Genomic DNA, 8,749 nt, shown 5'->3' with positions numbered 1-8,749 from the left:
CCTGTAGTTGCTTCAGTGTTATTTCCAGATTCATTTTTCGTCTGTTCACCATTGGAAGAGTTTTGTTGTTTACCATTCTTAAATCCACTTACCAGACCTGCCATACCTGCAACGCCACTGGTACTCTTACTAGCAACAGCACTACTTCCTTTTGCAACAGAGCTTAAACCTTTGCCAAGCCCTTTTGTTGCGTTAGATGCACCTTTTCCTAATGCTAGTGTACCGGCTAGCGCACCCCATCCTGATTTCATGCCTGCATCAATACCAAATAAGCGTTCAACAATATTGGGACCATCTATAACAGCCATAGCAAAGCCAATCATCGCAACGATATAAGCAACGCCACTTAATTCATCAGCCAAGAAGGAAGTTCCAATCATATAAACTTTCATCGATAAAAAGATTAACATCGTAACCACAAAAATACTTAATATATTTTGTATTACTGTTTTCGTTTTTTGTCCTGAATGAAGATCAGCAGGAGCAACCAAACTAGCCAAAACATAGTTAAATGCCAATTCAAAGAAAAGTTTTGCTAATTTGATAGCGATTGTTACTAGAACAAATCCTAAAATTGCCAAAGTGGCAATGATATTAAACCAATCTACAGTGTACCGATAATAATATTCTTTCGTTATATCCGTAACCCAATTTCCGTCTTCTAATTCGACTACTTTACGATTACCGTCACCTATTGTCTCTATGGAATGGCTTAAAATTTCCTCTCCGTCATCAGTTAACTCTTGTTCTTCTGTTATTTGGCTACCTTCCGTCAAATAGGATTTAATATTAATGTCCATGATATAATCAGATGATAATTGGTTGTATGCATCTACATCTGTACTCTCCCATCCATTGATATCAAAAACACTAATATCTACAATGTTATCTCTGACAACATCCGTAGCAACCGTTCCGCCTTCTTCTTCTTCTCCTGCGTTGTTGATTGCGTTTATAGCATCGCCTGTGAATTTATCAGCTTTATCCATGCCTGCACCTAAAAGTACAATGACAATTAAAGCTACAAAAATATTTGTCAAGACAGCTTCCCGATTAAATTGTTTTTGGAAGATTAGTAAATACCCTATAAACAATAGACTTAAAGCAAGTAAAACAACTAAAACTGGACGGAATGCTTCTATAAAGTCAACGAATTGAGGATTATCATAAAACCCTTTTAATCCTAAAATCGTATCAGTGACATTCTCCAAAGAATCAACTATCCATACCAAACCTTGAACAAGCCACCACATAAATTGTCGAAGAACGTCTTGTACAACTGTTCCTTTACTAAGATAATCTCCAAATTCAACTAACTTTTCGTATATTTGTTCCTTATCCATTCAATCACCACCTTATTTATTTGCCATTAAACGGATAAAAAATCATTTGAGTTACTGTTAAGGCAAATATCATAATTTATTACATTATTTTTTTCTTCTATTGATTCATATGGATTAACTAATATTTGGTATTTATCATCGTTGGTATCAAACCAAACGATGATAAAAGAATCTGTTAACTTTACAATCATTTCTCTTTTTTCTAATTGATTTTTATATACTTGAATGAAGTGATCGATTTTTGATTCTTTAAGATGTAGCTTGTTCATGTTCAACCTCTCCCTCTAGCTTTTTCATTTTAATATTGAATTTATCCATTGTTACATTGTACGTATTGGATGCTAAATCTCCTTGTTGGTGTAGTCCAAACATAATATCCTTAAATTCTTCTGGTGTTAAATTAAATACATCGGTATCATCCATATCTGTATTCTTTTTCAATGTTTGCGTAATAATAGAAAGAATATTATCTCCATCTAACAGTTCTCCTATTGTCTTTATGCCGTCAGATGTATCTTCATCTTTAAAACGGTAAATATTTGAATTTAAATCAAAGTCAGCATGGGGGCATGGGATATCGATTTCTGTTATAGAATTGGAAGTATCAAAATCATCTGCCAGATATTCATAACGATATTTCATGCGTGTTTCCCCTGTAGCAAATATAGGAAAAGGGACAATTTTCTTTCTATCGTTATCCTGCCTTTTAATTCCTCGAATAACGACCATTTCTCCCTCTTTTAATCTTCTTAATTCCCCTGCATCTAGCAGGCTTCTTCCATCTGTTCCTTCAGTTTTATTTTTGTCCAGAGATAATGAATCTCCACTTCTACTATTTGATTCAATCGTTTTTTTATCAATTTTTTTCGAGATTTCCTCTGCTGTATCATTAGAAGTAGTAAGTATATAAATAGTGTTAGCACAGTTACCGTCAATAGTTTCCCAATCCTTATCATAATTCTGTTTTAATTGACTATACGCCTGAATAACAAGGTTAAAACGCATGTTTCTTCCAAGACAAACCGTAATCATTGTTCCCATATCATCAATAATTGGCATATTTCCAAATTCATCAAGAATAAAGATAACTTCTCTAATGGTTTTACCGCCTTTTCTAAGACTGGCAATTCTTGATAATTCAGTATATAACTGTTTCACATATAATGAAGCTATGACATGCAATGATTTATCATAGTCTGGTGTTATCATGAATAAGGCAGTAGGCTTTGTGAAATGTTCAAAAATATGCATTTCTATTCCTACTTCATTTTCTTTTTCATCTTCCAGTTTGTTGTAAGATACTTCTCCGGTTTCTGCATTAATACTTGTTACTTCTAAAATTTGTTTGATAGAGCTTTTCTTAATCTTCAAAGTGACTTTATCTCCAACATCAAGTTTTGCATCGTGAGTAATCTTAAAAAGACCATTGACATTGGTTTTTACACTTTCCTTTACCCCTTTTGGAAAAAGAACTTCTACTCTACTTAACGGTTTCGATTTTCCAGATAAATATTTTCCGAATCCAATTTTCCGCATTGGAAAAGAGTTTTTTGAAGTCATTTTTGCAACAGGTGTCATTGTAAAAATGTTTAGTTTCTCAAACGCATTGGCGTAAATGCCGGCAACTGTCTGTGGTGCGCCGGCAGAGAACTTAACGGTAGCAAATTGTAATTTTGCCGGATGATTTTCTGGTAAACTTTCAAAGAATTTATCTAATCCAGTTGTTTGTTGACCTGTCACCTCATCAATTTCAACTTCAGATGCTAACGTATTGATGGTACTGGCTACGTTATACATGGTGACTTTGCCCTTATTTTCCGGAATATTTTTTTCACATAAACCCAAGATAACAGCTCTACACAATGCACTAGCATTGTTTTGCCAGAAAGGGTCTTTAGCGTTTGGATTAATATAAATCATGTCAGTGATCGATTTTGAATATAATTCAGCTTGCTGAATGTCCCCTTCTTCGTAAGAATCAATAACAACTTGTAATAGTTGATAAGCCATCGATTGCATCGGGTCAGCAAGATTTAAAACTTCAACATGAAAACCTCTTTTTAGCAATGTATCCACACTACTAGCATAGAGTTCACCTTTAGGGTCATTTACTACCATGGATGCTTTTTCTTTTGCCCTAGAATATATATCAATTAAAGGGAACATCCCCATTTCCCCTTTACCTGACCTAGTTGTTCCAATCCATAAATTATTAACTGGTGAATCATCGATGAAAATTTTATTTTTATAGTGAGAAACAGGTACGCCACCACCTTTTTTAAATTCTTTTTTTCTGTCAGGTATTTGTCTATACTGTTGTTTCAACTCCTTTAATGTTGTAAAACGACTAGTACCCTTTGAACCACTATCAGTTAAACTTTTGAAATTAGAACGCATTTTATAGTACATCATTCCTCCGCCCATTAGCGATAAGAAACCTAACCCCAGATAAATAATGACTGGCAGTTCGTTAAATGTTGTTAGGAAACCAACTAAGTTTAAATTAATATCTGGTGCTTCTAGGAATGAATCAGCTTGAAAGATATCTTTTATATTCACCACAATGAGGTTTGCAATTAAATTCAAAATAGAAAAAAATACAATAGTACAAAATAGCGCTATTGCTTGATGCAAATATTTGTTTCGCATATATCGCATGAATCCCATCACTCCATTTCTAAATAAAAAACACTTCTAGTTGAAGTGTTTTATAAATCCCCTCTTTGATTTTCCAATTCATCTCGTTCATCTTCCAGATCGTTTTTATCACCCCTAAGATTTCTTCTTGCTTTTTTCGTATCTGCATCGTCTATATCGTCTTCTAAATCTGCTATTTGGCTGTTCAATTCTTCAATTTGTTCCGTTAAAGATGCGTATTCATCGATTTTATTAGATAATTCTTCATCATTATTATTTTCAAGCTCGGCTCTTGCATCTTCGATATTTCCTGTTTTTAACAAGGCATATGTTTTCTTTTTGCTTCTTTCTACATTCATTTCAACATCTTCAATGGCTAGCAAATCTTTGTAATTATTGTTTGCATAAGCTATTTCAAATTCTCCTTCACTGGTTGGATAAGCTTCATTGAATGCTTCAACCGTAGCAATATCATCAGTTACTTGTGTTAAATAAGATAGAGCCAAAATTGGGTCTTCATCAAATAAATTGACTAATTCTTCATATTGTTCATTGTTAACTAAGTGATTAGCATAAATCATTCTTTGTTCCTCTGTAAGTTCCTCTTTTTCAGAGAGATACGTTATCAAGTCTTCTCGGTCATCAAGCAAGGCTTTTTCATAATTACTAAGCAGTATTTCCTGTTCCTCACTATTAGCCTGTACTTGATTGTATTCATTTTGAAACGATGCAACTTGTATCATAAAGAAAGTTAAACACCCTAGAAAAGCTAGTGCAAAAAATAGACCAACTCCATAAACAGTTCTTCTTTGCCACCTTTTCAGGTGAGATATTTTAGATTTATCCAAATTGCTCAAATCATCATCGGACAAATCTTCCTCTTGCTTATATGCTTCCTCCGTCTGTTCTTCCATTTCTTCTATTAGAAGTAAACGTTGCTTTTCTTTTTCTTTGCTTGTTCGTATCTTTGGAAGATTTTTCTTTATATGAATAAATAAATTGGGAGCAAATTTTGAACCAAAATTAAATGTTCCGGAATATACAGTCTCATTATCTTCATCCCTTATTAAATAAAAATCACCCGATAACACCTTTTTCTTCGGTCTCATTTCCATTTCAATTTCATTTGTTAATGTAACAGCTTCCTTGAAAGGAATCTTTTCGAATTTTGGTATTTTGGTGTGATCTATATTAGTAAAAACAACATATAACATTAATAAATCACCTCTTATAGAAATTAATTAAAAAGAAGCCATACGTTTGTATGGCTTCTTACGTTTCAACTAAAAATCACTTTAATTTTGATTAAATACAGTGGCTACCCTTCTGTTTACTTCCTCTTTGGTTTCTACTACATTTACATGAGAACCACTGGTTAACCAAATGTGAACATTTATATTTTCATCTACATCATTCGAACGAATCAGCTCAATAGTATATATGTTTATATCTACTTCCTTTCCTTGATAAACTTCAGAACTTCCTTGCCTTTTTTGTTGTGAATTAAATATTTGTTCCTTTGTACTGTCCCATTCTGTTAGTGTAATCAACATCTGAAACACCTCTTTGAATTAGAGATTAACCGTCAAACTTAATGTTACTATCGATACCTTCGGCAAGACCATAAGCACCCATTACAATGACTAAGCCAACTGCTGCCCCAATAAACCAACCTACACTTCTTCCTCGACCTCTATCTCCACCCCAAATTAGGAAATAACCACCAATACAAAAAGCAATAGCTGCACTGATTAATCCTAGTCGTTGCGCCCATTCAAGTATATCTTTTCCAGTTTCGATTAATGATTCCATTTGATTCACTCCTTATTTGAACTAAAAATTATGAATTAAAACCATTTTCTACATCATCTTTATTATCGGAATTCTTTACTTCTACTTCTTCTGTTTTAGAAGAAGGTGTTTCAGAAGATGTGCTTTGTTCTTTCATGTAATCCATTAGATGTTCATCAATATAATCACTATGCATCTGATGAAGCCAGTCGTTATAATTAATGTCGTAAAATTCCATGATTTGCTTTGCGATTTCTTTATTTTTCTTCCTTTCTTTCTGTGTAACTTTTGCCAAAATAATACACTCCTTATCTTTCAATATGTCTTACTCTTTATTTTCATTGATGAAAGAGGACAATGCTTTTCTTCCTTCATTCATAGTGATTTGTTCATCTATCTCAAATTCAGCTACCACTTCTCCATCTACGATATATGCAATATCATTGGTTGGTAGATATAAATCAATTTTTCCACTATCCTCATTAAAAATTTCATGTGTCCTATCGCTTGCTTGTTGGTCATTATAAAAAACTAATGATGCATTTTCTTCTTCAAAAACATCTATTATAGAATTTAAATAACCATCTTCTTCTGCTTTAAAATTAGACAATATATAAGCAAACCCTGTGAAATCTTCTTCCCCAATGGTTTCTTTAAAGTCTTGATACCCCATTTCTTCTACTTGACCACCACCACTACAACCTAACAAAACCATTGGAATTAGTAAGGTAAATAAAACAGCATAGACTTTCTTTTTGGTCATCAAACCACCCCATCTTTTTATTTGATTTCATCATACCATATTTGTATAAGAATGGGATTTCCTACACTTTATGGCTGAAAGTGTTAACCCTATGGCAACTTGCGAACTTTATAGTTGCTTGCCAATGCACAACGTTTTTGGCTATGTACGAAGAACCAGAAATAATAAAGGCGTAAAATGCTAGTAAAGCAATGTCTAGTTTTAGGAATCGAACTACACAAACCTTAAATATCTGTTAACCAATATTCATACGCCTGAATGAACATTAGCACTTATATTCAGTTGTCAAATACATTTATATTCAAAAAGGCATTAAGCCATTTGAATTAACTTTTACCAAGTTCATCTGTTGATTTTTTTCTTTTTGCTACAACCTGTTTCTTTTCATCAACGGCTGTACGTACTCGATAATAAATGTCAGCAACTTTTTTTATGTCTCCATTTTCTTGATTAACTGCAATAGATCCTTGTAATTTATAGATTTCATTGTCATATGTTTTTACCGATTCAGCTCTATAAGATAATTCTGCTTGTGATATTCTTTTTTCTCCCAATGAAACCACCTCATAATTTACTTAATTTCAATGTAATCATCTGGCTTTTTGTAACCTTTAATTTGCTTAAAAAATACTTTTCGACTTTCTTTTTTCTCGTCATCGATAAATAAAAAATAATCCTTAAAAATCAAAACTCTGTTCACTGGTAATTTTTTGTGCGATTCAAAAATAATAAATATTAATGTGTCAGATAAATAACCTGTCTTGTCGTCATACTTAATCGAGTATCTTTCTAGAGATTCGTAAAATTTTGGTATCACCATATTCATTTCCATCACCTTGTACCCCCATTATATATTAGTTCTAACTAATTTGCAATATATATTTCAAAATTTTTATTTCAAATACAGAAAAATTTATTTCAACATACGCATTTTCTAGTTAAACGAATGATATTTTTATTTTAAATTCGTAAATAATCATATCAAACTTATATATAGGGATACAAGGTATACTAGGGATTATTCAATATATATAAATTTCAGGCTTCTTCCAACCAGTTATAATATAATGATTTCCTCTCTTTTGACCGTTCTTCTTTTAATTGCTGTTCAATCATTTGTTCTCTCTGATAAATTGATACAATTTGGGATTGATTGATTAATTTTTCAATACCATTTACAAAATAAATAGCAAATCCTTCATCTGTATGGAAATTTACTGTATCTTTACCCATTTCTTTATTCATGTAATCCACTTGTCGATCGATTTCTTTAGTCGTGAATTGAAAGATACTATTTTCTGTTAATTTTTTGATAATAGTTTTTATTTTATTTTCTCCCCATCCTTTTTGAGTTAATTTATCAATTAGTAAAATCATTTGTTCTTGTTGCGTTTGATTCCATGAAGAAGGATTATCTTTATATTTTTTTTCTTCTTCTTCCGCATCTTGATTTTCAGTATATGGATATTCAATAGGGTTTGATTGCTTTTTATTATAAGAAGAAGAATTAATAATCTTATTAATACTATTAAGAGTATTATTTATAAAGTTAAGGTTATTACTAATACTATTAAGAGTATTAATGTGTTCTATTTCAGAACCCCCCGGTGTTCTATTTGAGAACAGGGGGGGGTTCTCTTTTGGAACAGGGGGGTGTTCTATTTCAGAACCCCCCTGTTTTTTAGGTCTACCTCCCCTTTTAGCAAATGTTCTGGCGTTAGAATGATAATCCTTATCATAATTCCTAACATTTTCAATAGGTTCATAAGCTAATGCTTTATTGTTTTGAGGATATTTGTAAACGATTATATTCATTGGTTTTGTTCCTTTATTGTCTGAATCATCATATTCTTCAATGTCAATAAGACCCACGTTCCATAAGGGTTTTAATATTTTGTTATAAAAAGTATCGTTACCCACTTTCAGTTTCTTTTTAATCATTGTAAAACTTAAAGGAATCTTTGATTGTTCCCATAGATTTACGTTTGCATCTTCTACATCACGTTTGCACCAAGAATACATTTTTAACCAAGAAAAAATAGCTTTTTCAGATAAAATATCTGTCCACTGATCGGTTACAATAAAATGTAATGTAGGCAGTTCTAATTGCTTTCGTGGTTCTTTCCCTTGTTTAAAATTCACATTTTTTCCATTTAACATAATAAAAAAACCTCCACTTTTGTCCACTAGCCCTTTTTTTGACAAAACAGAGATT

At 32.2% G+C, this 8,749-nt stretch carries 11 protein-coding genes; all 11 read right to left on the bottom strand.

Annotated elements, in window-relative coordinates; all coding sequences use genetic code 11:
- A partial coding sequence (locus B7E05_RS00465) for a pLS20_p028 family conjugation system transmembrane protein (RefSeq protein ID WP_342744958.1) occupies positions 1-1,343 on the bottom strand: 1,343 nt, incomplete at its 3' end.
- A gap of 26 nt (positions 1,344-1,369) precedes the next feature.
- Complete coding sequence (locus B7E05_RS00460; protein ID WP_080871789.1) at positions 1,370-1,612, bottom strand: hypothetical protein; 243 nt, start codon at positions 1,610-1,612, stop codon at positions 1,370-1,372.
- Positions 1,593-4,001, bottom strand: coding sequence for a VirD4-like conjugal transfer protein, CD1115 family (locus B7E05_RS00455; protein WP_179134421.1), 2,409 nt, complete (start codon positions 3,999-4,001; stop codon positions 1,593-1,595). Before B7E05_RS00455 ends, B7E05_RS00460 begins: the two co-directional genes overlap by 20 nt.
- A 50-nt stretch (positions 4,002-4,051) precedes the next feature.
- The gene (locus B7E05_RS00450; RefSeq protein ID WP_080871787.1) at positions 4,052-5,194 is read right to left on the bottom strand and encodes a hypothetical protein; all 1,143 of its coding nucleotides are present in this window, start codon (positions 5,192-5,194) and stop codon (positions 4,052-4,054) included.
- 81 nt (positions 5,195-5,275) lie between these two features.
- A complete protein-coding gene (locus B7E05_RS00445; RefSeq protein WP_080871786.1) occupies positions 5,276-5,533 on the bottom strand; it encodes a hypothetical protein in 258 nt (85 codons plus the stop codon).
- 25 nt (positions 5,534-5,558) lie between these two features.
- Positions 5,559-5,792 carry a hypothetical protein gene (locus tag B7E05_RS00440; RefSeq protein WP_143833146.1) on the bottom strand — a complete coding sequence of 78 codons (234 nt, stop codon included), beginning with the start codon at positions 5,790-5,792 and terminating at the stop codon, positions 5,559-5,561.
- Positions 5,793-5,820: 28 nt separating this feature from the next.
- Positions 5,821-6,066: a hypothetical protein gene (locus tag B7E05_RS00435; protein ID WP_080871785.1), complete on the bottom strand. Its 246-nt coding sequence runs from the start codon at positions 6,064-6,066 to the stop codon at positions 5,821-5,823.
- A 30-nt stretch (positions 6,067-6,096) separates the two neighbouring features.
- A complete protein-coding gene (locus B7E05_RS00430; protein ID WP_080871784.1) occupies positions 6,097-6,534 on the bottom strand; it encodes a hypothetical protein in 438 nt (145 codons plus the stop codon).
- 326 nt (positions 6,535-6,860) lie between these two features.
- Complete coding sequence (locus tag B7E05_RS00425) at positions 6,861-7,088, bottom strand: hypothetical protein (RefSeq protein WP_245832899.1); 228 nt, start codon at positions 7,086-7,088, stop codon at positions 6,861-6,863.
- 17 nt (positions 7,089-7,105) lie between these two features.
- On the bottom strand, positions 7,106-7,366 hold the full coding sequence (locus tag B7E05_RS00420) for a hypothetical protein (RefSeq protein WP_080871783.1): 261 nt from the start codon (positions 7,364-7,366) through the stop codon (positions 7,106-7,108).
- Positions 7,367-7,572: 206 nt separating this feature from the next.
- Positions 7,573-8,694: a hypothetical protein gene (locus B7E05_RS00415; RefSeq protein ID WP_080871782.1), complete on the bottom strand. Its 1,122-nt coding sequence runs from the start codon at positions 8,692-8,694 to the stop codon at positions 7,573-7,575.
- Between the last annotated feature and the right edge of the window lie 55 nt (positions 8,695-8,749).

Origin of the sequence: Oceanobacillus timonensis, from assembly GCF_900166635.1 — a bacterium.
Taxonomy (GTDB): domain Bacteria; phylum Bacillota; class Bacilli; order Bacillales; family Amphibacillaceae; genus Oceanobacillus; species Oceanobacillus timonensis.
This window is presented reverse-complemented; position numbering and strand designations above follow the sequence as displayed.

Bases quoted from the DNA above. Each gene is read 5' to 3' on its own strand.
- B7E05_RS00460 (WP_080871789.1), bottom strand. From the start codon at position 1,612: ATGAACAAGCTACATCTTAAAGAATCAAAAATCGATCACTTCATTCAA.
- B7E05_RS00455 (WP_179134421.1), bottom strand. From the start codon at position 4,001: ATGCGATATATGCGAAACAAATATTTGCATCAAGCAATAGCGCTATTT.
- B7E05_RS00450 (WP_080871787.1), bottom strand. From the start codon at position 5,194: ATGTTATATGTTGTTTTTACTAATATAGATCACACCAAAATACCAAAA.
- B7E05_RS00445 (WP_080871786.1), bottom strand. From the start codon at position 5,533: ATGTTGATTACACTAACAGAATGGGACAGTACAAAGGAACAAATATTT.
- B7E05_RS00440 (WP_143833146.1), bottom strand. From the start codon at position 5,792: ATGGAATCATTAATCGAAACTGGAAAAGATATACTTGAATGGGCGCAA.
- B7E05_RS00430 (WP_080871784.1), bottom strand. From the start codon at position 6,534: ATGACCAAAAAGAAAGTCTATGCTGTTTTATTTACCTTACTAATTCCA.
- B7E05_RS00420 (WP_080871783.1), bottom strand. From the start codon at position 7,366: ATGGAAATGAATATGGTGATACCAAAATTTTACGAATCTCTAGAAAGA.
- B7E05_RS00415 (WP_080871782.1), bottom strand. From the start codon at position 8,694: ATGTTAAATGGAAAAAATGTGAATTTTAAACAAGGGAAAGAACCACGA.